Source organism: Priestia sp. RMT2NF4 (assembly GCF_047872835.1).
GTDB classification, from domain to species: domain Bacteria; phylum Bacillota; class Bacilli; order Bacillales; family Bacillaceae_H; genus Priestia; species Priestia zanthoxyli.
This window is the reverse complement of record NZ_JBLQZO010000001.1, coordinates 1,316,931-1,339,847: the sequence shown is the minus strand read 5'-3', so window position 1 is coordinate 1,339,847 and position 22,917 is coordinate 1,316,931. Positions and strand designations below refer to the sequence as shown.

Annotated in this window: 32 protein-coding genes; 19 read left to right on the top strand and 13 right to left on the bottom strand. The window is 39.4% G+C overall.

Annotation, left to right across the window (positions count from 1 at the left end):
* Positions 1–5: 5 nt before the first annotated feature.
* Positions 6–728, bottom strand: a complete 723-nt coding sequence (locus ACMX9J_RS06970) for a DUF421 domain-containing protein (RefSeq protein ID WP_230624699.1) — start codon at positions 726–728, stop codon at positions 6–8.
* 327 nt (positions 729–1,055) lie between these two features.
* Here ACMX9J_RS06970 and cspD point away from each other — a divergent pair, with 327 nt between their 5' ends.
* Both cspD and ACMX9J_RS06960 read left to right on the top strand, forming a co-directional pair.
* Positions 1,056–1,253: a cold-shock protein CspD gene (cspD, locus tag ACMX9J_RS06965; RefSeq protein WP_013057877.1), complete on the top strand. Its 198-nt coding sequence runs from the start codon at positions 1,056–1,058 to the stop codon at positions 1,251–1,253.
* Between the two features lie 242 nt (positions 1,254–1,495).
* A complete protein-coding gene (locus ACMX9J_RS06960) occupies positions 1,496–3,073 on the top strand; it encodes a peptide chain release factor 3 (protein ID WP_028414456.1) in 1,578 nt (525 codons plus the stop codon).
* 97 nt (positions 3,074–3,170) lie between these two features.
* Here ACMX9J_RS06960 and ACMX9J_RS06955 read toward each other — a convergent pair whose 3' ends face one another.
* Together ACMX9J_RS06955 and ACMX9J_RS06950 are read right to left on the bottom strand one after the other, a co-directional pair.
* Positions 3,171–3,497: a DMT family transporter gene (locus ACMX9J_RS06955; RefSeq protein WP_013057875.1), complete on the bottom strand. Its 327-nt coding sequence runs from the start codon at positions 3,495–3,497 to the stop codon at positions 3,171–3,173.
* Complete coding sequence (locus ACMX9J_RS06950; RefSeq protein WP_034267861.1) at positions 3,494–4,027, bottom strand: TetR/AcrR family transcriptional regulator; 534 nt, start codon at positions 4,025–4,027, stop codon at positions 3,494–3,496. The genes ACMX9J_RS06955 and ACMX9J_RS06950 overlap by 4 nt, the downstream gene beginning before the upstream one ends.
* 237 nt (positions 4,028–4,264) lie before the next feature.
* Here ACMX9J_RS06950 and ACMX9J_RS06945 point away from each other — a divergent pair, with 237 nt between their 5' ends.
* Positions 4,265–4,840, top strand: coding sequence for a poly-gamma-glutamate hydrolase family protein (locus tag ACMX9J_RS06945; RefSeq protein ID WP_034267864.1), 576 nt, complete (start codon positions 4,265–4,267; stop codon positions 4,838–4,840).
* On the opposite strand, the gene ACMX9J_RS06940 is transcribed toward ACMX9J_RS06945, so the two are convergent.
* Complete coding sequence (locus ACMX9J_RS06940) at positions 4,791–5,345, bottom strand: HAD-IIIA family hydrolase (RefSeq protein ID WP_416225556.1); 555 nt, start codon at positions 5,343–5,345, stop codon at positions 4,791–4,793. The two genes, ACMX9J_RS06945 and ACMX9J_RS06940, sit on opposite strands and share 50 nt — an antisense overlap.
* Before the next feature lie 148 nt (positions 5,346–5,493).
* On the opposite strand from ACMX9J_RS06940, the gene ACMX9J_RS06935 reads away from it, so the two are divergent.
* Entirely contained in the window at positions 5,494–6,816 is a 1,323-nt protein-coding gene (locus ACMX9J_RS06935; protein WP_416225555.1) for a helix-turn-helix domain-containing protein, read from the top strand.
* Between the two features lie 157 nt (positions 6,817–6,973).
* On the top strand, positions 6,974–7,120 hold the full coding sequence (locus ACMX9J_RS06930; protein WP_165351766.1) for a hypothetical protein: 147 nt from the start codon (positions 6,974–6,976) through the stop codon (positions 7,118–7,120).
* Positions 7,121–7,157: 37 nt separating this feature from the next.
* Here ACMX9J_RS06930 and ACMX9J_RS06925 read toward each other — a convergent pair whose 3' ends face one another.
* Entirely contained in the window at positions 7,158–7,601 is a 444-nt protein-coding gene (locus ACMX9J_RS06925; RefSeq protein WP_028414451.1) for a hypothetical protein, read from the bottom strand.
* A gap of 118 nt (positions 7,602–7,719) precedes the next feature.
* On the opposite strand from ACMX9J_RS06925, the gene ACMX9J_RS06920 reads away from it, so the two are divergent.
* The 9 genes from ACMX9J_RS06920 (at position 7,720) to ACMX9J_RS06880 (ending at position 12,907) form a co-directional block, all read left to right on the top strand.
* Positions 7,720–7,938 carry a DUF1659 domain-containing protein gene (locus tag ACMX9J_RS06920; RefSeq protein WP_013057868.1) on the top strand — a complete coding sequence of 73 codons (219 nt, stop codon included), beginning with the start codon at positions 7,720–7,722 and terminating at the stop codon, positions 7,936–7,938.
* 15 nt (positions 7,939–7,953) lie between these two features.
* Positions 7,954–8,166 carry a DUF2922 domain-containing protein gene (locus ACMX9J_RS06915; protein WP_013057867.1) on the top strand — a complete coding sequence of 71 codons (213 nt, stop codon included), beginning with the start codon at positions 7,954–7,956 and terminating at the stop codon, positions 8,164–8,166.
* Between the two features lie 55 nt (positions 8,167–8,221).
* Positions 8,222–8,359: a YvrJ family protein gene (locus tag ACMX9J_RS06910; RefSeq protein WP_028414450.1), complete on the top strand. Its 138-nt coding sequence runs from the start codon at positions 8,222–8,224 to the stop codon at positions 8,357–8,359.
* Positions 8,360–8,443: 84 nt separating this feature from the next.
* Complete coding sequence (locus tag ACMX9J_RS06905; protein ID WP_028414449.1) at positions 8,444–8,857, top strand: BlaI/MecI/CopY family transcriptional regulator; 414 nt, start codon at positions 8,444–8,446, stop codon at positions 8,855–8,857.
* Positions 8,858–8,860: 3 nt separating this feature from the next.
* Positions 8,861–9,712, top strand: a complete 852-nt coding sequence (locus ACMX9J_RS06900; protein ID WP_028414448.1) for a M56 family metallopeptidase — start codon at positions 8,861–8,863, stop codon at positions 9,710–9,712.
* 36 nt (positions 9,713–9,748) lie between these two features.
* On the top strand, positions 9,749–10,456 hold the full coding sequence (locus tag ACMX9J_RS06895) for a DsbA family protein (RefSeq protein WP_033580543.1): 708 nt from the start codon (positions 9,749–9,751) through the stop codon (positions 10,454–10,456).
* Positions 10,456–10,866 carry a disulfide oxidoreductase gene (locus tag ACMX9J_RS06890; protein ID WP_028414446.1) on the top strand — a complete coding sequence of 137 codons (411 nt, stop codon included), beginning with the start codon at positions 10,456–10,458 and terminating at the stop codon, positions 10,864–10,866. Before ACMX9J_RS06895 ends, ACMX9J_RS06890 begins: the two co-directional genes overlap by 1 nt.
* 807 nt (positions 10,867–11,673) lie before the next feature.
* Positions 11,674–12,156, top strand: coding sequence for a DUF2243 domain-containing protein (locus tag ACMX9J_RS06885; protein WP_034267886.1), 483 nt, complete (start codon positions 11,674–11,676; stop codon positions 12,154–12,156).
* Complete coding sequence (locus tag ACMX9J_RS06880) at positions 12,149–12,907, top strand: cytochrome c oxidase assembly protein (RefSeq protein WP_416225554.1); 759 nt, start codon at positions 12,149–12,151, stop codon at positions 12,905–12,907. The genes ACMX9J_RS06885 and ACMX9J_RS06880 overlap by 8 nt, the downstream gene beginning before the upstream one ends.
* 37 nt (positions 12,908–12,944) lie before the next feature.
* On the opposite strand, the gene ACMX9J_RS06875 is transcribed toward ACMX9J_RS06880, so the two are convergent.
* Positions 12,945–13,829 (bottom strand): YitT family protein, encoded by an 885-nt coding sequence (locus ACMX9J_RS06875; protein ID WP_025751091.1) that lies wholly within the window; start codon positions 13,827–13,829, stop codon positions 12,945–12,947.
* Positions 13,830–14,133: 304 nt separating this feature from the next.
* On the opposite strand from ACMX9J_RS06875, the gene ACMX9J_RS06870 reads away from it, so the two are divergent.
* Both ACMX9J_RS06870 and ACMX9J_RS06865 read left to right on the top strand, forming a co-directional pair.
* Positions 14,134–14,259: a hypothetical protein gene (locus ACMX9J_RS06870; RefSeq protein ID WP_016764808.1), complete on the top strand. Its 126-nt coding sequence runs from the start codon at positions 14,134–14,136 to the stop codon at positions 14,257–14,259.
* A gap of 98 nt (positions 14,260–14,357) precedes the next feature.
* Entirely contained in the window at positions 14,358–14,831 is a 474-nt protein-coding gene (locus ACMX9J_RS06865; protein WP_176343802.1) for a hypothetical protein, read from the top strand.
* Positions 14,832–14,859: 28 nt separating this feature from the next.
* Here the strand turns inward: ACMX9J_RS06865 and ACMX9J_RS06860 are convergent, their stop codons facing one another.
* On the bottom strand, positions 14,860–15,318 hold the full coding sequence (locus tag ACMX9J_RS06860) for a GyrI-like domain-containing protein (protein ID WP_047750500.1): 459 nt from the start codon (positions 15,316–15,318) through the stop codon (positions 14,860–14,862).
* Positions 15,319–15,560: 242 nt separating this feature from the next.
* The gene (locus ACMX9J_RS06855; protein WP_048018940.1) at positions 15,561–15,788 is read right to left on the bottom strand and encodes a hypothetical protein; all 228 of its coding nucleotides are present in this window, start codon (positions 15,786–15,788) and stop codon (positions 15,561–15,563) included.
* Between the two features lie 128 nt (positions 15,789–15,916).
* On the opposite strand from ACMX9J_RS06855, the gene ACMX9J_RS06850 reads away from it, so the two are divergent.
* Positions 15,917–16,915, top strand: coding sequence for an NADP-dependent oxidoreductase (locus ACMX9J_RS06850; RefSeq protein WP_028409240.1), 999 nt, complete (start codon positions 15,917–15,919; stop codon positions 16,913–16,915).
* 40 nt (positions 16,916–16,955) lie between these two features.
* Here ACMX9J_RS06850 and ACMX9J_RS06845 read toward each other — a convergent pair whose 3' ends face one another.
* Positions 16,956–17,588 carry a YitT family protein gene (locus tag ACMX9J_RS06845; RefSeq protein WP_028414439.1) on the bottom strand — a complete coding sequence of 211 codons (633 nt, stop codon included), beginning with the start codon at positions 17,586–17,588 and terminating at the stop codon, positions 16,956–16,958.
* Positions 17,589–18,005: 417 nt separating this feature from the next.
* On the opposite strand from ACMX9J_RS06845, the gene ACMX9J_RS06840 reads away from it, so the two are divergent.
* On the top strand, positions 18,006–18,830 hold the full coding sequence (locus ACMX9J_RS06840; protein WP_416225553.1) for a 5'-nucleotidase, lipoprotein e(P4) family: 825 nt from the start codon (positions 18,006–18,008) through the stop codon (positions 18,828–18,830).
* Here the strand turns inward: ACMX9J_RS06840 and ACMX9J_RS06835 are convergent.
* Both ACMX9J_RS06835 and ACMX9J_RS06830 read right to left on the bottom strand, forming a co-directional pair.
* Positions 18,823–19,038, bottom strand: coding sequence for a hypothetical protein (locus ACMX9J_RS06835; protein ID WP_162200722.1), 216 nt, complete (start codon positions 19,036–19,038; stop codon positions 18,823–18,825). The two genes, ACMX9J_RS06840 and ACMX9J_RS06835, sit on opposite strands and share 8 nt — an antisense overlap.
* A gap of 191 nt (positions 19,039–19,229) precedes the next feature.
* Positions 19,230–19,799 (bottom strand): GNAT family N-acetyltransferase, encoded by a 570-nt coding sequence (locus ACMX9J_RS06830; protein ID WP_013083913.1) that lies wholly within the window; start codon positions 19,797–19,799, stop codon positions 19,230–19,232.
* A gap of 312 nt (positions 19,800–20,111) precedes the next feature.
* Between ACMX9J_RS06830 and ACMX9J_RS06825 the strand changes: the two genes are divergently transcribed.
* Positions 20,112–20,903 (top strand): sulfite exporter TauE/SafE family protein, encoded by a 792-nt coding sequence (locus ACMX9J_RS06825; RefSeq protein ID WP_033580552.1) that lies wholly within the window; start codon positions 20,112–20,114, stop codon positions 20,901–20,903.
* Positions 20,904–20,932: 29 nt separating this feature from the next.
* On the opposite strand, the gene ACMX9J_RS06820 is transcribed toward ACMX9J_RS06825, so the two are convergent.
* Both ACMX9J_RS06820 and ACMX9J_RS06815 read right to left on the bottom strand, forming a co-directional pair.
* Positions 20,933–21,658 (bottom strand): class D sortase, encoded by a 726-nt coding sequence (locus tag ACMX9J_RS06820; protein WP_028414436.1) that lies wholly within the window; start codon positions 21,656–21,658, stop codon positions 20,933–20,935.
* A gap of 1 nt (position 21,659) precedes the next feature.
* Positions 21,660–22,793, bottom strand: coding sequence for a processed acidic surface protein (locus tag ACMX9J_RS06815; protein ID WP_028414435.1), 1,134 nt, complete (start codon positions 22,791–22,793; stop codon positions 21,660–21,662).
* Between the last annotated feature and the right edge of the window lie 124 nt (positions 22,794–22,917).

Here is a 22,917-nt window from a genome sequence, read left to right as displayed (position 1 = left end):
CAACCTTATTCTCTGTCTGTAGGAGCGGACAGCTGATCTTTATACTCATCTACATAGAGCATGCCGTTTGTTGACACAACTGCATACAGCACTTGGTTCAACTGAAGCTGACGATTTGAAAGCTCAAGGTTGATCCATTGTTCGGTATATTGAGGTGTTAAATTTTTATGAATAATTTCTCCGTCCATGATGAGTTCTACCGGTAAATTCATTTCTTTAAACGGCTTAGACAAAACGTCCTGTTTGGCAATGTTTTGATAAGCAGTTTTCTTTAATACCGACAGTTTTCCGCTTACTTCTAAAACAGCAAATTCTACTTCAGCAATGTTGAACGTTCCTAGTTCTCGTAAATGCTGATTCAAGTCGTCAATAGAATATTTGACTTTTTTCATATTTGCTTCAAGAAGCTTTCCTTTTTCCATAATAACCGTCGGACGGCCTGTAATCCATTTTCGCAAGCGCCTGCTTTTTAGAGCTGTTGATGCTAAAAGAAAATGAATGGCCACAAGAAAAGCAAAAGAAGCGAACATCGGCAGAAATTTTAATTTTAAATCAAATCCCATATTTGCGATGAACGACCCAATAATGATGGACATTGCAAATGTAAAATGATTATTATGCGTGTTAATTTGTTTTCCAATCAGGAAAGTTGTAATGCTTAAGATAATAAAAGAAACAAAGGTTCTAAGAAGGGACAAAAGAATGTCTTCCATCGCTTGTGATGTCACCTGCTTTCTCATAAATAGAAAGAGTATCTATCTCTATAGCGTTATCCATTTAAAGGATCGTTATACAAGAAAAAGCATCAAGAAGAAGTGCGGATAATTCGTTCACATTCGGCTGCTTAAAAAGGGGTAGAAAGGCTGTAGGTAAGGGATAGAAGCAAACAAAAAGAATGTGCAAATTCCTTTGAAATTTTTTGGAGGATTTGTTACAATAAAGGTGCTTATTTTTGTTCGGTAAGGATAGTTCGAAGTGTTCGTCTTGACTTATTGTAAGAGCAGGAATAGAGTAATACACAATGTGTGGATTGTCACACAAGGAGGAAAAGAGATATGTTACAAGGTAAAGTAAAATGGTTCAACGCTGAAAAAGGTTTCGGTTTCATCGAAGTAGAAGGACAAGACGATGTATTCGTTCATTTCTCTGCTATCCAAGGCGAAGGTTTCAAAACTTTAGAAGAAGGTCAAGAAGTTACATTTGAAATCGTTGAAGGCAACCGTGGACCACAAGCTGCTAACGTTCAAAAGTAATTTTTTTTATAAAGTTTAAGCCGATCAGCAGAACGTTTCTCTGGTCGTTCGTTAAACTAAACTGGGAGAAGGCCCCTTTTATAAAAGGGGTCTTTTCTTGTTCGCTTTTTACACCTTGTTGACGATTTCTTTGATTTTGCAGAAGTATTCAAATATGAAAAAAACTAGTCACGCAGTATAAAAAAAGCGTATAATGAAATGATGAAAATAGGAATTGTAGAGCAGAAAGGATTTTAAAACGTATGAGCAACCAACTTCAAGAAACGATGGTCGATTCACGTCGTACATTCGCCATTATTTCTCACCCGGATGCCGGGAAAACAACGTTAACAGAAAAAATGCTGTTACTGGGCGGAATGATTCGTTCAGCCGGAACGGTTAAAGGAAAAAAATCAGGCAAGTTTGCTACATCTGACTGGATGGAAATTGAAAAACAACGTGGAATTTCAGTTACATCAAGTGTTATGCAGTTTGAGTATAAAGATCACTTTATTAACATCTTGGATACACCAGGACACGAAGACTTCAGTGAGGATACGTATCGTACCTTAACAGCTGTAGATAGTGCGGTCATGGTTATTGACGGAACAAAAGGAATTGAAGCACAAACGCTTAAGCTTTTTAAAGTTTGTCGTATGCGCGGTATTCCCATCCTAACGTTTATCAATAAATTAGACCGTGAAGGAAAAGAGCCGCTTGAGCTGCTTGAAGAAATTGAAGATGTACTTGGTATCGAATCATACCCTGTAACGTGGCCAATTGGCATGGGGAAACGATTCCAAGGAACGTATGACCGTTTTTCAAAGCAAATTGAAGTGTATCAAGGAAACAAAGAGTCTTATTTTGCAGACTTTGACGGTGAAAATATCGACGATGAAATTAAAAAACACGTCGATGAAATGTATTTACCAGGCTTAGTGGATGATTTATCTCTATTAGACGAAGCAGGTAATGATTTTTCAATTGAAAAAGTAAAGCAAGGCTTATTAACGCCTGTTTTCTTCGGAAGTGCGATTGCGAACTTCGGCGTACAGTCTTTCTTTAATTCATTTTTACAATTAACATCACCGCCGCAGCCTCGTGAATCAACGAATGGCACCGTTCAGCCTACGGATGAAAACTTCTCAGGTTTCATCTTTAAAATTCAAGCGAACATGAACCCAGCTCACCGCGACCGCATTGCGTTCGTACGCGTATGTTCAGGAAAATTCGAGCGTGGAATGAACGTAACATTAGCAAGAACGAACCGCAAAATGAAGCTAGCGCAGTCTCATCAGTTCTTGGCCTCAAGCCGTGAAACAGTAGACACAGCGTATCCAGGGGATATCATTGGCTTGTATGACTCAGGTACGTATCAAATTGGCGATACCATTGTAGGAGAGGGAAAAGTATTCGAATTCGACGCTCTTCCAAAGTTCCCGCCTGAACTGTTTGTAAAAGTTCGTGCGAAAAACGCAATGAAATCCAAGCACTTTGAAAAAGGAATTAATCAGCTTGTACAAGAAGGGGCGGTACAGCTTTACCGTACGCCGTTCTTTGGAGATTATATTTTAGGAGCAGTCGGTGAACTTCAGTTCCAAGTATTTGAACATCGTATGAAAGGTGAGTACAATGTCGATCTTGAATTCACACGCATGTCTCACAACATTGCAAAATGGGTAGACAAAGCAACAATTGAAGATCGCATGCTAGATTCTCGCGTGATGCTAGTAGAAGATCGTGATAAGCATGCTGTTCTTATGTTTGAAAACGATTTTGTATGGCGTTTGTTCCAGGACAAATATCCATCTGTTAAATTCCTAGATCCGTTTAATCTATAAAAGAGTATAAAAAAAGGAAAACGATACATACTACTTTCATAAGTAGACAGTCGATTTTCCTCCTTTGCTTAAGAGTCAGTATTTACTGGCTCTTTTTTTAGTGAGCCACTGATTTTAAATTTAAAAGAATGACTCCTGCAATGATTAATACGATGCCAAATACCATCGTAAGACTGCCGCTTTCCTTCCAAATGACTACACCAATCACAGCTGTCACAGCAGTTCCTACACCAGACCAAATGGCGTATGCAACGCTGAGCGGAATGTGCTGAAGCGATGTGGAAAGCGCATAGAAAGCAAGACCAAATCCTAATAAAACACCAAGACTAGGCCAAAATTTTGTAAATCCGTTTGATGCTTTTAACATAGATGTACCAAATAACTCTGAACTAATTGCAATTGCTAAAAATAAATAGGCTTTCATCGAAAACCCTCCTCTGTTAATTTCCGAAGTTGTTGTTGAATCTGTTTTTGCATGTCTGGATCCACGGGTGCGAGCCCAAACATTTGGCTGAACCATAATCCATCGGCTGCTAAGCGCACAATGGTAGCAAGGACAGGGTCAATGCCATCTTGTTCAATATGGTGCTGCCACTTTTTGTAGTGTGTTTGAAGGTGCTGCAGAAGTTCAGGATTCGTTGCAATACCTGCAAGCAACCCTGCGCTCATCGCTTGTTCACGCTGAAGGTCATGAAGCGTCTCAGCGAGATAAGCCCGGCTCCATTTGCCAGGAGCATCGTCATGTTCAATTTGCACGTGTAGCCCGTCATCATATTGCTTTGTGACTGAATGCAGCATTTGCTGAATCAATTCATCTTTTGATGAGAAGTGGTACAACAAGCCGCCTTTACTAACACCGGCTTCTTTTGCTACTTTTTCAAGCGTCAAATTTCCAACGCCGTCACGCTGCACAACCTGAGTGGCCCCAAGCAATATATCATCATATGTAGACACATGAATTTCCTCCTTTTTGATTTTCCCTAGAATACTTTACCGTCTGGACGGTTTGTTTGGCAATACTTTTATTTCGAATTTCAAAAAAAATTTTTGTGCACACTAAAATATAAAGTATAAAAACAAAAATGAACGCGTAAATAAAGGGTTAATCCCTTTACTACTTTTACTATATGAAGAAAAAGGAAAATTAAAGCCTGGGTATATGAAAGATAAAAGAAAGGTGTGAAGAAACCGATGAGGGATGTGTATCAAAGTTTTCAAGAATTATCACAGTGCGAACGAGCCGGAATTGATTACGAAATAAAATGTGTCATTCGCCGGAGAGAAATTGTCGTGCTTGCGATTCACGGGGGAACGATGGAAATTGGGACAGAAGAAGTAGCGGAAAAAATAGCAGAAAAGCTGAACGCAACGGTGTACGTATTTAAAACGCTGAAAACAGAAAATCCGTTTGAATTACATGTTACGTCTGCAAACTACGATGAAGAAATGGCGCGTCATCTTGTGAAAAAATCAGAGATCACAATTTCTCTTCACGGTGCCTATAGCGATGTCTGCACAACTTATATTGGAGGAAGAGACGAAAAGTTAGAAAAAGCGGTGCGTCAAGCACTTTCGAATTTTCCGATCAGTGAAACGCCCGTACATTTAAAAGGCGTTTCACCTCGAAATATCGCCAACGACAATCAGCGGCATAAAGGACTGCAGCTTGAAATCACCACTCCGCAGTATGAACAATTATTACAGGATGAGCAGCTGTTCAACGAGTATGTGAATGCGATAGTATCGGCTGTGAACTCAGTGATGTAAAGATAAATTCAACAGCTTCCTGTATATCGGCTGCAATAAGAGTTGGTTGTACATCAGCCCACTTTTCTCGTTCATGTAACGTGTCATGCCCGGCACCTGTTAACACTAAAATGCAGTGAGCGCCTGCTGCACTGGCCGCTACTAGGTCTTTCCACCGGTCGCCAATCACGATGCAGTTAGCCAAATTTAAGTTGTGCTCCTCCGCTGCTTTTAACAGCATGCCGGGGTTTGGTTTGCGGCACGAACAGGCGTCTGAATCTTCATGAGGACAAAGGTAAACATCATCAAATCCAAAAGCTAAAAGTTCAGAGATAAACTGTGATTTATTTACCTTTCCTTTTGCAACATCGGGCTGATTCGTAAAGGAAAACAGCGGAATGTTTTGTTTTTTTATGTCTTTAATCGCTTGCTTTGCTTGGGGGAACAGCTGAAAATCACCTGGATATTGAATGTCATTACTGCCTCCAATCGTTCCGTCTCGGTCTAAAAATATTGCTTCAATCATGTTATTCACCTCTTTTTCTATCATAATATAAAACAGGATGAATTTGGTAAAAACTTTGTTTTTTGAAAAAAATCAAAGAAATATGACTGTCTTTTTACTTCTCATCATATGGATAAGTTAAATAGAAGTGGTGAGGAGGGGAAGACAAGTGAACGAAGAATCGTTTTATTCACCATTTATAAGCGAAGACGGAAAGAAAAAAACAATTGGAGAAATTGAGTTTTCAGATGTGCAGCGCATGATGGAAAAACATTTAGAAGAAGGCTATCAGCTTGAGTTCAAGCGCGAAGTAAGCTCAACGGTCAAACGGAAAATCCCAAATATCATCGCTTCGTTTGCCAATGAAAAAGGAGGGTGGCTTATTTTTGGCGTAGATGAAGACGACCATTCCATTAACCTGCTCGAGCGCAAGGAATATGAGCTGTTTATTAATAATATGCTGAAAGATGTCACCAACCCCATTCCTCGTATCGTTACGCGCTTTTTATCACCTGAAGATCACCCCGGGCAAGGTGTCTTTGTTATTTGGATTCCCGAAGGTCCGAACCCTCCGTACATGTCTTACGGGAAAATTTACAGAAGAATTGGAAGCGGCACATCTCCCGTTACGGAAATCGATGATCGCTATCATTTAGATCGTCTTTATCAAAAATCGGAGGATCAAACGCAGCGAATAGAGGAATTTTGCACAAAAGAACTGTCTATCTATAACAGAAAGTGGCCGATGCATGGGAAAAGCTATATTCATTACGGGATGTGTAATATGTACGTGCTGCCACTATATGATTTGCATTTAATCGAACAAATGGAAGAAGAACGGTTAAAGCAATATATTTTAAGCAAGTCTAGCGAACCAAAACACTATCGTTTGGACGACGAGAGTATGGTGATGCTGCATACACCGTTTGTCAAAGCTTCTTATTCAGCGGAATCCATCATTTTTCGAAGCACAGATGTAATTGATGCATACGATAAAACAATTGCGTGGGAGCAGTTTTATAACGGATCAGCTAAGTTTCACATTCCTATTCCGTATATGGAAGAACCAAAACAAATTCATGACGTGCTGAAATCAAGCATTTCAAGCTACATTGATGAGACGATTTTTGAGCAGTTTCAATATATAAACGGACCCTTTTTTCTTACATCTTTAATCAGCTGCATCGGCGGATACATCGATTGTATGATAGAACTAAAAACTGAGCTCGAAGACATGATTATTGTAATTGATTTAGAGAACGTTCGAAATGATGTGCTTTACTTTCCGCATCAGCAGTTTCAAACATTTCTAGAAGAAGAAGGGCTCGTCTTTTCAGATAAAAAGCAGTATCGGTTTAATCAATCATTTAAAACAACAAAACTAGGGGGAAACGTCGAGCTTCTTGCCTACGTTGATTATATCGTAACGGCGTTTGGCCTTTCAAAAAACCAGTCCATGGACTTTCTTAAACATTCGTTAAACCGAGTATAAAATATACAATTTTTTGACAATAGCTAAAAAAATGACAAAAATGAAAAAAAGTATGATAATATCTTTCGTAAGTAATGAGCAAGTAAAGAAGAGAAAGGGGACTCTTTTTTACAGCTGCCGTTGCTAGGTAGGGTTAAACATAAGGGGAGAAAAAGTAATGAAAAAAGCGACATCCATACTTCTAATTGTCCTAGCACTTGCTGGTCTAGGAGGAGTATGCGCTGCTTATTATCATTTGGAGCAGCAAAAGCAAACGGAAGAAATGACGTATGAACAGAACTACATAACCGTAAGAAATGCATGAAAAAACCAGCCGATTGGCTGGTTTTTTTGGTTTCAAGTCATAGTAAGTAAAATAAAGATTTTGCTTGTTCAGTTTTTTTAAATAACTCCAATGATGTATAGACGCAAAATAGAAAGCCAACGCTTGAAAAAATAAAAAACAAGCGGAGAAAAGGGCGTTTTTTTTGAATGCGAAAGTACGTAAAAACAACGAGTGAACATACAAGCAGTACGCTCATAGCAGCAAATCGAATCGCGAGCTCTGCTAAATCATCAACCGTGCTTTGAAACAGTTTTAGCGTTTCATCGTTCAAATCAGTCTCAGGAATGTTCGTTTTGTCTTGCTGATTTAACACCCCTACATCCCATTTTTCTCGACTATAATCATGAGAAACCGTGTAGTAAAACGGACCAAGCTTTTTTTCATCTGCACCGTCATCAGCAAGTGCTGAAGCTGGATGCATGAATGCTAGAACAAAAAATAAAAAGCTCCACTTTCTCATTACCAAAGCCTCTTTCTAACTCAGACTATCTCCCATTATAAACCAAAAATTTTTATGTTTCCATCATCCCTCTTTCCTATTTCCATTTCTATATATAAAGTGAAAGGGGGAATAAAAGATGGCAGAAAAAATTCAGCATTCAAGCCAGCTTCGCTTAGTATTAGAACAAGGAATAAAAGAGGATGGAAAACCCGATTTAAAGACAAAATCCTATATGAACATTCAGCCCGGAAGTTCTGCAGATGCACTCATTACAGCAAGCGAAACCATCGCCAGCCTGCAGTCGCTGCCGCTTGTTGAAATCAACGAAGTTGTCACGTTTTCACTTTTAAAATAAGAAAAGAGGTAGAGTATGAAAACTTTAACGATGCAGTTTTTGAATGAGTCACAAAAAGCAGTAAGCCTATCGATTGAATCACCAAAAGATACGTTAGACGCAGCAGCCATCACAGCAGCAATGAACGCGCTGATCGCAAGCGATGTCTTTACTTCAAGCGGCGGAGCGCTTGTTGCCAGAAAAGGCGCCCAAATTGTCGAGCGAAATGTAACCGAATTTACGATTTAAAAATGAAAGTCCTTCCACTTCGGTGCGAAGGGCTTTTTTAAAAGGAGAGAGGAAGATGGCAGAGTGGTTTACGCTTGTTTCAGACGTTGGGTTTCCTATTGTGGTGACGCTTTATTTACTTCACCGAATCGAAGCCAAGCTCGATACAGTTGTGCTGTCCATTCAGCATTTAACCGATGAAGTAAAAAAGTGATTATGACAATTGTAAGGCGGTTGTCATGGAAAAGTTGACGGATTTGACACCTCACACTACAATTAGTAGTGTGAGGTGTCGAATATGAAAATTGAAAAATTCAAATTTAACGAAACCGGCCTTAATCGCTTTTTTGGCCCGCTTGAAGCAAAAATTATGACGGCTTTATGGAACGGAAGTGAAATGTCCATTAAAGACGTGCAGCACGTGCTTGAGAAAGAAAAAACAGTTAACTTCAACACCGTTATGACCGTTATGAATCGACTGGTGGAAAAAGGCGTGTTGCAAAAGCGTTTAAAAGGACGTACGTCGATGTATCAGCCGATTCTTTCTAAAGAGGAATTTATCGACGCTCAGTCGAAAGAGTTAACGCACGAATTGATCGATGAATTTGGCTCGCTTGCTGTTACTCATATGCTTGATGCGCTAGAAGAAGTCGATGATTCACTGTTAAGTATGCTCGAATCAAAAGTCAAACAGTTAAAAAAGGATGAATAATCAATGAATCAAGGAATACTAAAGCGTTCTAAGCTTATTTTTAACCTGTGCTTTTTTATTGCCGTGACGTTGCTTATGCAAATGGGGATGTATGTGCTGCATTTGCTGTTTGGATGGAATTTATCGTTTAACTTAATTTTACTTTGTAACAAAGTAGCCCACTTTTTCGGCTTGTTTTTTATTGAATACATGCTGAATGCCGTTATTTTTCACACGATGTTTGTACTGTTCATTAAAGCTGTAAAGCAAGTGATTCAAATGCGGAAAGTCCGTAAAATGATTACGAAGCTGCGAGATGAAACAACAACGGCTGACCTGCAAAAAGCGTACGGAAAGGATTTAACGGTCTTAACAACAGATCAGCCCATTGCCTTAACGATGGGGCTGTTTACACCGCATATCGTCCTGTCTACAGGGTTGCTGTCGGTGCTTGATGAAAATGAACTCGAAGCCGTTATTTATCACGAGCAGTCGCACGTTGCAAACAAAGACCCGCTCAAAACGTTTTTACTAAGTACGCTTGCCTCTGCATTATGGTATATTCCATTTATTAAATGGAGCCATAAACGCTTCAAAGTTATGCGTGAAGTGCTGGCTGATCAAGATGCCATTGTGAAAAATGGCACGCCTGCTCACATCGGCAGCGCGCTTTTAAAAATGGTGAAAACGGGACAGACAAGTCTCTCGTGTGCGCACGTATCGTTTGCTGATACGTCGGTTAATTATCGCATTCAATATATTTTAAATCCGGAAACGAAAATGCCGATGCAGCCTCCTGTTATTTTAACGCTGACGTCGCTATACGTGTTTTTTATTTTGTGTGCGCTGATTTTTACAGCTCTAACAGCTTTGTAAGTTTGTAAGAGAGAAAGAAAAGAAGGAGATGAGATTGTGTCAAAAGCAAAGAAAAAGAAAAAAGTAACGCCCAATCAGCAAACATCCTCAAGCAAGTGGATTTTTTGGGTGATTGGAATTATTGCGGTCTGTATTTTAGGGTTAATCGTCCTTTCGAATATGTCAAAGGGCGGAGGAGATGAAAAGGCCGCTCTTACATATGATAATCAGCCGTATCTTGGAAAAGAGTCAGCTCCGGTAGAAGTGGTAGAGTTTGGAGATTACAAATGCCCGGCTTGCAAAAACTTCACGGAATCCTTTTTCCCGCTGATTCAAAAAGATTATGTGGATACAGGTAAAGTGAAATTCTACTTTATGAACTATGCATTTATCAACAACGACTCCTCTCGTGCAGCAGAATTCGCCGAAACGGTATACAAAGAGCTTGGAAACGATACATTTTGGAAATTCCATGAACTTCTTTATAAAAAGCAAAACGCAGCGGACGAAAAGAAAGATGTCTTAACGGAATCTTACTTAGAAGATACGCTGAAAGAAGTGTCAAGCGATGCCGATGCGAAAAAAGTAGCGAGTGCATTTAAAGACGGAAAAGGAAAAGATGCGTTTAATCAAGATATGAAGACAGCCAATGACTTAGGCATCACAGGTACACCAACCATTTATGTAGGCGGCAAAAAATTCGAAGGAAAAACAATCGATGACTTTGATCAAATGGTCAAAGATGCGGCTAAGGAGAACAAATAATGAACAAGTCTTTGGTTTTCGGGTGGATTACAGCGCTTATCGCGATGCTTGGAAGCTTGACGTTTAGTGAAGTTCTTCACTTCATCCCGTGCGAACTTTGCTGGTATCAGCGAATTTTAATGTATCCGCTCGCGATTGTGCTAGGTGTAGCCGTGTACCGGAATGATACGTTCATCTACAAATACGTCCTGCCGTTTTCGGTGATTGGTATGGCGCTTTCAGGCTATCATTATTGCCTGCAGAAGATACCGGCTCTTAAAGCATTTGAAACGTGTACAAGCGGTGTTCCTTGCTCAGGTCAATATATTAACTGGCTTGGATTTATCACCATTCCTTTTTTAGCGTTTATTGCGTTTACCATTATTACGATTATGATGCTTGTTCTTCGCAAGCAGATGAAAAAAGCTTAACCTCCGGGTTAAGCTTTTTTTATCTGAAAACAAAAAAAGTCCCGCTTACAAGAAGCGGGTGCAAATAGGGTACATCTATGAAAAATGATGAAATTGTTTTGACAAGAACAGTATATAAAAGAAAAGTGAAAAAACGGTGAAAAGAGAAAAGCTTTTTTAAAAAATATGCTTTTCTTATAAAAAAAGCCCCGCTCACAAAAAGCGGGGAATAAATAGGGGTCATTTATGAAAAATGATGAAATTGCTTTGACAAACTTAGTATACAAAAGAAAAGTGAAAAAACGGTGAAAAGATGGAAGCTTTTAGAAAAAATAAAAAAAGACCTGTTTTGGGGAAACAGGTCACTAGAAAGGGAGTAAAACTATGAAAAAATATGCTAATTGGCTTTACATATACTATCTTACCGCCCAATAGTGAAAAAACAGTGAAAAGAAACATCAAACAAAAAAAGACCTGCTCTGGGGAAGCAGGTCTTCACAAAGGAGTAAAACTATGAAAAAAATATGCTAATTGGCTTCGCAAGTACTATCCTATACCTTTATGGTGAAAAAACGATGAAAAGAGAAGCAGGATATAAAAAAGACCTGTTTTGGGGAAACAGGTCATTAGAAAGGGAGTAAAACTATGAAAAAATATGCTAATTGGCTTCGCAAATACTATCCTATACCTTTATGGTGAAAAGATAGTGAAAACGAGATTAGGATATAGCTCCTATTTTTCCATATTATAGATTCATTTCTCTTTAATAGGGTATACGTTCATTAGAATCGATATAAACTTAAAGAACTGGCAGGGAGGGATATATATATGGAAAAGAAGCACGAAGCAACTGCAAATCAGCGCGTGGTTCACCGCGCTCGAAATAGCTGGTCAGGCTTTTTGTTTGGCGTAGGGTTAGTTGCTTTTATTGATGAAGCAGTGTTTCATCAGCTGCTTCATTGGCATCATTTTTATGATAAGTCCACAACGGCCGCTGGTTTAGTGTCGGACGGTTTGTTTCATGCATTCAGCTGGTTCGCTACAATCGCATCACTTTTTATGGTGGCAGATCTAAGGCGCCGGGGCGGCTGGTGGGTGAAAAGGTGGATAGGAGGAGTATTGCTTGGAGCCGGGGCGTTTCAGCTTTATGACGGGACCGTGCAGCATAAGCTTATGGGCCTTCACCAAATTCGGTACGGAGTGAAGATTGCACCTTACGACATTACGTGGAATGTACTTGCATGTTTGATGCTGCTTATTGGCATCGTTTTAACATGGTTTACACGTAAACAAGGTGCACATCATGATTAAATATGAAGTACTATCTCAGCTTTTATTAGCCCTGCCTTTTGTCGCTGCCTTTTTTTTATACATGTGGGCTGTAACGTCTTCAAATGCAACGTATAGAAAATGGTCATTATATAGGACGTCCAGCTGGACACTTGGTATTTTATGCGCCATATCTTCTGTAGCAGGACCGCTCGCAGCTCGTGCTCATATGGACTTTACCGCGCATATGACGGGGCATTTGCTTTTAGGTATGCTAGCTCCGCTTTTAATGGCGTTAGGAGCACCTCTTACGCTGCTGCTTCGCACGCTTCCGGTTCATGTAGCCAGAAAGGTGTCAAAACTTTTAAAAGGGCGGTTTGTTCGGTTCATCAGCAGTCCGGTGACAGCTTCTGTTCTTAACGTAGGAGGACTTTGGATTCTTTATACAACAAGTCTGTATGGCATGATGCATCACTCTTTTTTCGTGCATGTCGCTGTACATATTCACGTATTTTTAGCCGGCTATTTGTTCACCGTATCGATGATTTCAATTGATCCTTCGCCGCATCAAAAAGCTTTTACGCACCGAGCGTCCGTATTGGTTCTTGCTCTTGCCGCCCACGGTATTTTATCAAAATATGTGTACGCTCACCCGCCTATGCACGTCTCGGCAGAAGAGGCGCAGCAAGGGGCTATGCTGATGTATTACGGAGGCGATTTAATCGACTTATGTTTAATTGTACTTCTTTGTTATGAATGGTTTAAGCGGGTTCAAAAAGTCTCTTTTACATAAAAACGCGCAGAAAGCATCATGCTTTCTGCGCGTTTTTTTAGTGAATGTTTCGTTTTTTAAAGCGTCCGCCGCGGACTTCGGTAATATCTGCAACGGCTAAAAAGGCAGTAGGGTCAAAATCTTCAACAATGGTTTTTAGCTTTGATTCTTCAAGGCGCGTAATGATGCAGAAAATCACTTTTTTATCATCGCCCGTATAAGCACCTTCACCGTGCAAATAGGTAACGCCTCGACCTAGACGCGCATTAATCGCATCGCCGATGTCATCAGAATGATCACTAATAATCCAAGCTGATTTTGATTCTTCCAATCCTTCTACAACTGTATCAATGGCTTTAGCCGCAATGATGTACGCAAGGATAGAATACATGGCGCGGTCCCACGTGAACACAAATCCCGCTGCTCCTAAAATGAAGAAGTTGAAAAACATTACAATTTCTCCTACAGAAAACGGAATTTTTTTACTGATTAAAATGGCAAGTATCTCCGTACCGTCAAGCGCTCCGCCGTAGCGAATGACGAGTCCAATTCCAATTCCGAGAATAATCCCTCCAAAAACGGTAGCAAGAAGAACGTCTGCGGTAAACGCGGGGACTTCATGAAACATAGAAGTTAAGATGGATACAACCAGTATGCCAAAAATAGTGGAAAGGGCAAATGTTTTTCCCATTTGCTTGTACCCGATAAATACAAACGGAAGATTTAGTACAAAAAGAAAGATTCCTAGATTTACGCCGGTAATATGCGAAAGCATGATGGAAATACCGGTAATTCCTCCGTCGACAACGTGGTTTGGAACAAGGAAGATTTCAAGTCCTGTGGCCATGAGCAGGGCACCGATCGCAATGGCGATAGCCCTACCAAATACCTGTCCCTTGGACAGCTTTCGGTGCTGAATTTTCGCTTTTTCGAGTTCTGTCATTTGCATGTCTCCTTTGATGTCTCTTATGTATTTCTCACTTTAGAAAAGTGAAACTATCTTTAATTATACCTTACTATGCACAATTAGTGGGGATAGACGGCTTAATTACTTGTTTCAACCTATAAAAAAAGCCTGCTTTAGAGTCATAAGCAGGCTTTTTAAGGAGTAAAACGATGAAGAAAAGTATGATTGGCTTCACAGTTTTCACTATATAGAGGCTTGATGAAAAAATGATGAAAATGCCGGCATGTGCGGCAAGAAAATCGGGGATACTAGTTAAAAAAGGCCAAAAGGAGATGACGAAATGAGCGTGTGGATGATGTATAATCACTTGATGCATTCGCAAATCTTTTTAAGCAGCGTATTAATTAGCGGTATTCTTCTTGTTAGCGGAGGATTTGTGTACGGCAGAATAATGAGTAAGAAGTGAACCTAATATTGCCGCGAATAGGTTGTTAATGGAAGATGCTCAATAGTAGCTTGGTTAATGTTATACTTGCTCCATAAGCTTAGCGTGGAGGTGTCAGCATGAGCAAGCATCATGATCTAACAGCATCATACGGAGAATCGCTAGTGACGTGTGAACATCAGTTTGAAGCTAGCTATTACTATCATCAAGTGCGCGAACAGTGCATGAATCACATTCATGAAATAAGCAAAGCGGTAGCTGAATTCACCGTTGATTTTACAGATGAAAGTTTGAAAATATTAGAGCTTCTTTACTATGATCTAGAAGACGGCGATCGCTTTGACTATTTTTCAATGACAAAAGAAGAATTCGAAGAGTGTATGGGCGTATACTTTGGTGAGGTGGTTACGTCTACGATTGATGAAGCGCGCTGGGTTGTGAAAGAATATCCGCTTATGGAAAACAAGTATGTGACCGGAATTGAAAAAGGGAATCTTTCACTCATGTTTCCCCATGGCTTTTTTAACCATAAAGAGCGTCATCCAGAGTGCGTTTTTACTCTTTATCATTTATACAAACAGCTGCAAAAATAGGAAAAAGGTGAACGTAAGTTCACCTTTTTTAATGTCCAAGCTTTATGGGAATATAAATATCCATTTCATATGTATCACTATATAAATTGCCGTGTATAGCTGTATTTACAATTTCAAGAGCAGGACCTTCAATCATGCTGTAAGGAGAGTTCGGCAGCCATTCATTCCAGATGCTGTTATACGTCGACCCAAGCGATGTAATGGGACCTCTGTGTTTAAACTGCAGGTATGTAAACGAAGGAAACGTATGAACGCTCATACCGCTTGGAATACAAGCCGTATCAGCCACTTCTGTACCTGCAATATAAAAATAATTTTCTCTTTTCGGAGCCATGCAAATGCCTGTAATCATATGAGGTTCTTTTGAAGAAGTAATCATTTCTTTTTCTTTAAGTATTTGCTTCAAAAGATTCTCTTTTTGATACTCTCCGTTTTTTGCTATGCCTATCACTGAAAATCCTTCTTTATATACAACTTTACCTTGCATAATCCACCTCGAATTTTTCAAGCTCTAGCTTTTATTCTATCAATCATAAATTACTTTACCGTGATTGTAACATAATCTTAAGTAGATATCGATGCAGAAAATGGAACATGAGCAAAGCTTCAAACACATGCTTAAGTTGCTCTATTTATTACATAAAAACAGCGCGCGAATTCGTACGCTGTTTTTACTAATACAACACTTTATTTATATAACGTTTACGAAGAGTAAATCCGGGAAACTCCTTAATATAAGTCAAAATGGTAGCTAAACCAGTAGTCGTCCTGCACATTCTTTGTGTTTGAAGCGACAATATGCTCATGACCTTGTTCATCCGTGGCAATCCAGTTATAGTTGATATCCATTTTAATCGGATACATATTGCCTTTTTTAAACAAAATAACGGGGGGAGTTACTTCAACAAACTCGTTTAGTTTTTTAACAACATTTTCTTTACAGCGCATTAGCTCCATGTCTTTTTCTCCTTCGGTGTTATTGCACAATCATATTTTTTGCGTTGTGCACAATATATAATTTAAAATAACAAAGGTAAGTTTAGCACATTTTACAAAAAACAGAGAAATAAAAAGGAGCGATATCGATGAATGAACAAATTTTATTAGCAGAACGCCCAAAGGGAATGCCAACAAAAGATACGTTTAAATACGAAAAAATTGAAATGCCTACAGCGAAAGAAGGCGAGGTACTTGTTCAAACACTTTACCTTTCTGTTGATCCGTATATGAGAGGACGTATGAACGATACAAAATCATATGTTCCTCCATTTGAGCTAAACGCACCGCTTGCAGGCGGCATTGTAGCACGCGTAACGGAATCAAAATCAGATCGCTTTAAAGAAGGCGATATCGTGACAGGTATGCTTCCTTGGAAACGCTATTCAGCCGCAGAAGCAAAAAACTTACAGAAAGTTGATCCAGAGCTAGCGCCAATTACAACGGCTATCGGCGTTCTTGGTATGCCTGGTCTCACAGCTTATTTTGGACTGCTTGAAATCGGTCAGCCAAAAGAAGGCGAAACAGTAGTCGTTTCCGGTGCAGCAGGTGCTGTTGGATCTGTTGTTGGTCAAATCGCTAAAATTAAAGGCGCACGTGTTGTCGGCATCGCAGGTTCTGAAGATAAAATTGCTTATTTAAAAGATGAGCTCGGATTTGATGAAGTGATTAATTATAAAAAAGGAAATGTGAAAGAAGCATTGAAAGAAGCGTGTCCTAATGGAGTTGATGTTTACTTTGAAAACGTCGGCGGAGAGATTTCAGATGCAGTTGTTAGCTTATTAAATAAATTTGCGCGCATTCCACTTTGCGGCCAAATTTCACTGTATAACTTAGAAAAACAAGATGTTGGACCACGTGTTCAAACACCTTTATTAATTAACAGTGCGCTAATGAAAGGGTTTATCGTAGCCGACTATGCTGACAAATTCCCTGAAGGCATTAAGCAGTTAGGCGAATGGGTGCAGCAAGGGAAAATCAAGTACAGCGAAAACGTTGTAGAAGGTTTTGAAAATGTACCTGAAGCGTTCCTTGGGTTATTCGAAGGAGCAAACTTAGGAAAACAGCTTGTAAAAGTAGCAGAATAAGCGTAAAAAAACCGTGCGGGATCATTTCCGCACGGTTTTTTTACATAGTTGAAGCCGTTTGTTGCTTGGCTTCTTCTTCAATATGTTCACCAGTTCGTTCGATTGGCGAGCGTTTGTGATAGCGTCCAAGCAGTCCTGTCATGATAAAAATACCAATTAACGAATAAAGAACTTGAACTACGCCGAATACCACTGTTGCAGAGCCTACAATCAACACATCTGTCAAAAGCATTGTTTTACCTGGATTAATGCCAAATCTCTTATCAAGAAACACGCATAGCATGTTGATTCCGCCAAGAGAAGAGCCGTGACGAAACAAAAAGATTAGTCCAATGCCGACGATAATGCCGCCCATAACCGCGGCTACAAGCGGATGCGGAAGTGCAAATGAAAAGTTGGCAGCTAATAAATCGGACATCACTGACATCAAGCTAACGCTGATGAAGCTTTTTATCGTAAACTGCAGTCCAATTTGTGTAAGAGCCATAAAATAAAACGGTAGATTGATGATAAAGAACAATACCCCAAATGAAATACCGGTTAAATGCTGCAGCACAATGCCAAGTCCTGCCGTTCCGCCAATAACGAGGTTAGAAGCGGTTAAAAATTGAATTCCGATGGCAACGCATAAGCAGCCAAAGGTAATCCATCCCCATTGTTTTACGTGATTCATATCTCCATCCCCTTTTGTATATTTATACAATACTTTCGATAGAAAACACCGTCTTTTAATTCACAAAATCTATTTTACTATATATCTTTTCAAAAAAAAGCACTTTTGTGAGAGAATCTAACACAAGATAAAAAGTTAGATAATTCAGATTTATTGAGTTCTTCTGGAGCAAATGAGTGATAAGCCGATATGTTTCTAAAAAAAGATTAAAAAGAAAGAATGAGAAAAACGGATTTTGGAAAATGTATAAACAAATATTTGGATAATGGTCAAAAAAAGGGAAGGAATATCAGTTAAAACGAACTATTTTAATTATTAATTAAAATATTATTCGTATTTGTGTTGATTTTTTGTTTGATTGAGGTAATATATAACATTATTAGCATGAAAATATGTAGAGATGGAAGTGGATGCAAAATGAATAAGAAATTATCAGCGTTGACAGGGGTGGCTGTACTTGCTTTTTCGCTTACAGCATGTGCCCCTCAGCAGGAAAAAGAGGTTTCAGCTGAGAAAAAAGAACCCGTTCAAAATCTAGCTGATCAGCAAATTATGGCGGACGCTTGGTACCAGACATCCGGCGAAATGAAAGCTTTGTATTACCAAGGCTATAATACAGGGAAGCTTCGTTTAGATGAGGCGCTTGCAAAAAGTACCGATAAAAAGCCTGCCATTATTTTGGATTTAGATGAGACCGTGCTTAATAATAGCCCATTTCAAGCTTCAGCCATCAAAACGGGTAAAGGATTCCCTTATAAGTGGGATGAATGGGTGCAAGCAGCAAAAGCGAAAGCAGTGCCAGGTGCTGTCGATTTCTTGACGTATGCAGATCAAAAAGGTGTAGATATTTACTACATTTCAGGCCGTACAACTTCTCAGCTTGAGGCAACAATTAAAAACCTAAAGAATTTACATATTCCTCAAGCAACCAAAGACCATGTGCTGTTGACGGGTCCAAAAGACGAAGGAAAAGAAACGCGCCGTCAAAAAGTAGCGACGAATCATAATGTAGTCCTGCTGTTTGGTGATAACTTATCTGATTTTAGCGGCTTTGATAAAAAGTCGATGAACGATCGAAATAAGCTTGTAGAAGAACAAAAAGAAGCATTTGGTCAAAAGCTAATTGTGTTTCCAAATCCAATGTATGGAGATTGGGAAGGAGCTATTTATAACTACGACTACTCAATTTCGAACAAACAAAAAGATAAGCTTCGCCGCGAACAGCTTCAATATTTTAATTAAAAAATAGGTTGAAACATAACGAAATCGCTCCAATCAAAAGGCGAAAAAATTGGATACATGAGCTGAACCGCTTGTTACACCGCTGTTGATTTCCGTACAAGACTTCGCTTTCCGCGGGCGGCCGATGAGCCTCCTCGTCGCTTCTCTCCTGCGGGGTCTCATCTATTCCGCTTTTCCCGCAGGAGTCTTCGTCTTGCCCTCCAATCAACAGCTGGTATCACCTGCATTGAATGAAACCTGTGTTCAGCATCACAATAAAAAATCCGAACGAGGTTGATTCTTCATTAAGAATCAACCTCGTTCGGATTTCTCTTCAACTCACATATTGTTGTCCCAGCTTCTTTTAATCTTTTTACTATACCCTATTTAAACGATAGCTTGTACAAATGATCCTGCTTTTTAAGAAAGAAGCCACGGAGCATAAGGAGCTTGCTTCCACTCGTGTTTTAACATGCCATAAATTACAAGATCGTGGTAGTGATCATATAGATATTCACCTTCTCTGCAAATGCCTTCTTCTGTAAAACCTAGACGCGTAGGGATGGCTTTGCTTTTTTCATTATTAACGCCGCAGCGTATTTCGACTCGATGAAGGTTTAACGTATTAAATGCATAATTCAGGCATCCGTGTACGGCTCTTGTCATAATGCCTTTTCCTTGGAAATCATGTCCAATCCAATAGCCGAGACTTGTACTTTTATTTCCCCAATTAATTCCGTGGAAACCAATCATTCCGGCGATTTCTCCGTAGTACCGAATGATCGCCTGGAACCCTTGGTTATTATAGTATTGAGCTCTCCATTCAGGGATGAGTTCATCATAGTCAGCAATACTTTGCATGCTATCTACCCATGGGAGCCATTCTTTTAGGTAAGGTCTTGACTCGTTAATAAGAGAAAGCAAGGGGAAAGCGTCAGTTGATTCAATTAAATGCAAACTAACTTCGTCATCAATTTTGTATTCAAACATACGAAAGCCTCCTGTGATGATGGGCCTGCTGAGATAAGCGTAGCGTGTAGGCAGTTCTAACATCTAGTTTTTCTTTATTCTACCACAAGTAGCAGAGCGGAGAACGAGGAAGTTTGAGCTAAACGTAAATAACGCATAAAGTCGATAGGATTTTAATGATTAAAAAAATTAATAATTGAAAGCACTTTTATCAATATTTTTACAGAAAAGAAGCATATACAGTGATACAATGGAAGAAGAGATAAGGCGTTGTATGTATACATACTTTCTAACAAACATGATATTGGATTGATAAAAGCAGGTGGTAAAAACATGGATGTACAACTATTAATAACGGTATTTGCACTCGGGTTTTTCGGGTCATTTTTAGCAGGTATGCTTGGAATTGGAGGGTCAGTTGTTTTGTACCCGCTGTTGCTATTTGTTCCGCCTCTTGTAGGAGTGGGAATATTCAGCGCACACGAAGTAGCTGGTATAGGAGCTGTGCAGTCGCTGTTTGCCTCCGTTTCAGGAGCTCTTGCTTATAAAAAGGGCGGCTATTTGAATAAACCGTTAATTTTATATATGGGCGTCAGTGTCTTAGTTGGTAGTCTCATTGGTTCAACGCTATCAAACTCGTTTTCAGAAGGAATGATCAATTTCATTTACGGCGTGATGGCAACAATTGCTGCAGGATTAATGTTTATGCCCAAAAAAAATAATCCAGCGGCCGATTCATTCGAAGTGACGTTTTCAAAACCTTTGGCAGCAGCCCTGGCGTTTTTAGTTGGGATTTGCGGGGGAATTGTCGGAGCAGGAGGCGCATTTTTACTTGTTCCTATTATGATTACCGTGTTAAAAATTCCTGTGCGCGTAACGATTGCAAGCTCATTAGCCGTGACGTTTATTTCGTCTATGGGAACAACATTCGGTAAAGTAATGACGCATCAAGTCCTTTTGCTTCCGGCGCTTATGATTATTGGAGCAAGCTTACTAGCAGCTCCGATTGGCGCTTTTGTCGGGCAAAAGACGAAGGTAGCGTCGCTGCAAGTGATCTTAGCAGTCGTTATTACGGCGACTTCGTTGAAAATATGGTTTGATTTACTAATGAAATCTATTCATTAAAAAAAGCTGCCTCTTTAAGGGCAGCTTTTTTATTTTGTTGTTGATGCAACAAGGTGAGCGACTAAAATATAGCGTTCAGGTGCTGAACCAACGTAGTTAAATGGATAACACGTGCTGACGGTTAAAGTGGCTCTAGGTTTTGGCACAATAACGGTCCGGTCATCCGCATCCACAATTCGTACTTTGTTTACTTTGTATGTGAAGGTGCCTGCTGCTGTACTTACCACAAGCGAATCGCCTTCACCCACGTCGCCAAGCTTACGAAAAACCGTATCGCGATGTCCTGATAGAACAGAATTGTCGTTTTGACCAGGCAGCACGCTTCCCGCAAAATGACCGACGCCTTTTTCTAATTCATCTTCGTTCGTACCGTGATAAATTGGCAGCTTCGCGTTTAATTTAGGAATATATAGTTCTCCCATTAAATCACCGATTTTTGGCTGTTTCGGATAAGACACATTTGACACTTTTGGCTTTTTTTCTGAGCTAGCAGTACGAGAGTGTACCGCTTTTTTGGGTTCAACAGAAGAAGCTTCAGCAGAAGAGTCTGCTGTTGATGAGTCCTTGCTTTTAGAGACTGAAGCTGCGGCTGGTTCTTCTGTATCCATTGTTTTAAATGCCAAATAGCCTCTTGCAAATTTATAGGCGTTTGTTGTTGTAAACCAAAGACCAAAGCAGATGACAGCGGCTAAAAGGGAAAGAACAATCAACCGCTTTTTACGATTGATTGTTCTTCTTGTTTTTCTTGGTTCCATTTTATGCGCGTCTCACTTTGCGGAAAAGAACAAAGCCAGCGGCTACAAGCACTAATCCAATTAATGTATTTGTTACATAATTAGAAGCCGTTTCCGGAAGTTTTCCGCCTTTAACGGTTTTTTGTACAGCGCTATTCGTTTGTTGCTTCTCCGGTTCTTGTTTCTTTTCCACTGCTGGTTTTTGCGCTTGAGCTGGTTTTGCTACAGCTTCAGCAGATTTTTCTACTTCTTTTCCTGTATCTGTGATGATATCAGAATTAAACATATCGCCTGTGATCACCATGTCTGCTAAAAATTTACCGTCTGTTGTATAAAGAGAAATTTTTAGACTTGCATTTTTTAATTCTTCTAAGTTGATTAAATCAGTAAGAGAAAGCGGTCTTTCATTTCCGCCTTGTACAAGTGAAAATTTAGCGTCTAAATGGAAGATTGATAGCATTTCTTTATAAATAGACATTAATTCAGCGATTTGATCAGCAGATAATTCTGTTGCTGTATCAAAATCTTCGAATGCCGCTAAGCGCTCGCCTAATTGATCTAAGCGGTTAAGCGTTGCTTCATTTGAAAGCTCATCTTCTAACGATGTAAAATGTGCTTCAATTCGATTTAACTCTTCTGAAGTTAAGCCTAATTCAGACTGCATAAATGATAGTAAGCCGCTTAAATCTTCTTCACTTAATTCATCATCGTAAGAAGTGTCTTCTTCGTCATATGACTCATCATCTTCATACCAGTCATCGCCTTCTAGATAGAAGCCGACATCATCGTATAAATCATCTAGGTACACATAATCGTCTAAGCTTTGGCCGTTCTCTTTTAATAACGCATTTAAGCTTGTTTTGTCTAAGTCAAAATCTGCATACAAATCTTGCACGTTATGTAAGTCAGCTGCAATCGGTTCACCTAAAAAATCTTCTAAATCTGCGATTGTATCGTAGTTTTCAAGACTATCGTCATACAGTGAAAGTGAATATTCAACGTCGTCTTTGGTTACTTCAAAACCTCGCGTTTGGCTTACGGATTTTAAATATTTGTTGAAGTCTGCGTCAAATGTTGACGCGGCTGCGAATGAAGACGTTGGAAATACGCCAACAAACAGCAGAAATGATAATAAAATTGTCCCCAGTTTTTTCATCAATTTTCTCCTTTTTTTTACGTTTTCTACAAGATTATATAGTAAGAGTTATAAATTTACAATATATACTTATATTATATATACCTTGAATATAGTGGTAATTTAAGGTATTTATAGAACTATA

Excerpts from the sequence above, each read along its gene's own strand:
- ACMX9J_RS06830 (WP_013083913.1), bottom strand. The coding sequence starts at position 19,799 with ATGTTTGAATACAAAATTGATGACGAAGTTAGTTTGCATTTAATTGAA.
- ACMX9J_RS06840 (WP_416225553.1), top strand. The coding sequence starts at position 18,006 with ATGAATAAGAAATTATCAGCGTTGACAGGGGTGGCTGTACTTGCTTTT.
- ACMX9J_RS06960 (WP_028414456.1), top strand. The coding sequence starts at position 1,496 with ATGAGCAACCAACTTCAAGAAACGATGGTCGATTCACGTCGTACATTC.
- ACMX9J_RS06915 (WP_013057867.1), top strand. The coding sequence starts at position 7,954 with ATGAAAACTTTAACGATGCAGTTTTTGAATGAGTCACAAAAAGCAGTA.
- ACMX9J_RS06865 (WP_176343802.1), top strand. The coding sequence starts at position 14,358 with ATGAGCAAGCATCATGATCTAACAGCATCATACGGAGAATCGCTAGTG.
- ACMX9J_RS06855 (WP_048018940.1), bottom strand. The coding sequence starts at position 15,788 with ATGGAGCTAATGCGCTGTAAAGAAAATGTTGTTAAAAAACTAAACGAG.
- ACMX9J_RS06900 (WP_028414448.1), top strand. The coding sequence starts at position 8,861 with ATGAATCAAGGAATACTAAAGCGTTCTAAGCTTATTTTTAACCTGTGC.
- ACMX9J_RS06940 (WP_416225556.1), bottom strand. The coding sequence starts at position 5,345 with ATGATTGAAGCAATATTTTTAGACCGAGACGGAACGATTGGAGGCAGT.
- ACMX9J_RS06870 (WP_016764808.1), top strand. The coding sequence starts at position 14,134 with ATGAGCGTGTGGATGATGTATAATCACTTGATGCATTCGCAAATCTTT.
- ACMX9J_RS06825 (WP_033580552.1), top strand. The coding sequence starts at position 20,112 with ATGGATGTACAACTATTAATAACGGTATTTGCACTCGGGTTTTTCGGG.
- cspD (WP_013057877.1), top strand. The coding sequence starts at position 1,056 with ATGTTACAAGGTAAAGTAAAATGGTTCAACGCTGAAAAAGGTTTCGGT.
- ACMX9J_RS06910 (WP_028414450.1), top strand. The coding sequence starts at position 8,222 with ATGGCAGAGTGGTTTACGCTTGTTTCAGACGTTGGGTTTCCTATTGTG.
- ACMX9J_RS06890 (WP_028414446.1), top strand. The coding sequence starts at position 10,456 with ATGAACAAGTCTTTGGTTTTCGGGTGGATTACAGCGCTTATCGCGATG.
- ACMX9J_RS06860 (WP_047750500.1), bottom strand. The coding sequence starts at position 15,318 with ATGCAAGGTAAAGTTGTATATAAAGAAGGATTTTCAGTGATAGGCATA.
- ACMX9J_RS06925 (WP_028414451.1), bottom strand. The coding sequence starts at position 7,601 with ATGAGAAAGTGGAGCTTTTTATTTTTTGTTCTAGCATTCATGCATCCA.
- ACMX9J_RS06905 (WP_028414449.1), top strand. The coding sequence starts at position 8,444 with ATGAAAATTGAAAAATTCAAATTTAACGAAACCGGCCTTAATCGCTTT.
- ACMX9J_RS06880 (WP_416225554.1), top strand. The coding sequence starts at position 12,149 with ATGATTAAATATGAAGTACTATCTCAGCTTTTATTAGCCCTGCCTTTT.
- ACMX9J_RS06820 (WP_028414436.1), bottom strand. The coding sequence starts at position 21,658 with ATGGAACCAAGAAAAACAAGAAGAACAATCAATCGTAAAAAGCGGTTG.
- ACMX9J_RS06930 (WP_165351766.1), top strand. The coding sequence starts at position 6,974 with ATGAAAAAAGCGACATCCATACTTCTAATTGTCCTAGCACTTGCTGGT.
- ACMX9J_RS06875 (WP_025751091.1), bottom strand. The coding sequence starts at position 13,829 with ATGACAGAACTCGAAAAAGCGAAAATTCAGCACCGAAAGCTGTCCAAG.
- ACMX9J_RS06920 (WP_013057868.1), top strand. The coding sequence starts at position 7,720 with ATGGCAGAAAAAATTCAGCATTCAAGCCAGCTTCGCTTAGTATTAGAA.
- ACMX9J_RS06945 (WP_034267864.1), top strand. The coding sequence starts at position 4,265 with ATGAGGGATGTGTATCAAAGTTTTCAAGAATTATCACAGTGCGAACGA.
- ACMX9J_RS06885 (WP_034267886.1), top strand. The coding sequence starts at position 11,674 with ATGGAAAAGAAGCACGAAGCAACTGCAAATCAGCGCGTGGTTCACCGC.
- ACMX9J_RS06845 (WP_028414439.1), bottom strand. The coding sequence starts at position 17,588 with ATGAATCACGTAAAACAATGGGGATGGATTACCTTTGGCTGCTTATGC.
- ACMX9J_RS06850 (WP_028409240.1), top strand. The coding sequence starts at position 15,917 with ATGAATGAACAAATTTTATTAGCAGAACGCCCAAAGGGAATGCCAACA.
- ACMX9J_RS06815 (WP_028414435.1), bottom strand. The coding sequence starts at position 22,793 with ATGAAAAAACTGGGGACAATTTTATTATCATTTCTGCTGTTTGTTGGC.
- ACMX9J_RS06955 (WP_013057875.1), bottom strand. The coding sequence starts at position 3,497 with ATGAAAGCCTATTTATTTTTAGCAATTGCAATTAGTTCAGAGTTATTT.